General features: G+C 30.3%; 1 protein-coding gene. It reads right to left on the bottom strand.

Annotation, left to right across the window (positions count from 1 at the left end):
• Positions 1-207, bottom strand: a 207-nt coding sequence (locus Q4563_RS23920; RefSeq protein ID WP_442903876.1) for an IS110 family transposase, incomplete at its 3' end; no start/stop codon positions are given.
• Positions 208-234 lie beyond the last annotated feature (27 nt).

Here is a 234-nt window from a genome sequence, read left to right as displayed (position 1 = left end):
GATCTGTTTAGAATCACTCTTGTCGGTCTTTATTTTAGACAGCTTCATTTGGATAAATCGCTTGACAGATAATGGGTTTTCTACAGATAATTTAATACCTGATTCTAGCAAAAAATAAGCTAATTGATAGTGATAATATCCGGTAGCTTCCATGACACAATGGCTCCTTAAATCTAATAATTTTTCAAACTTTTTAAAACCTGAAATAGTATTCTTAAACTGATAGTATTTACC

Source organism: Gilvimarinus sp. 1_MG-2023 (assembly GCF_030548285.1).
This window is presented reverse-complemented; position numbering and strand designations above follow the sequence as displayed.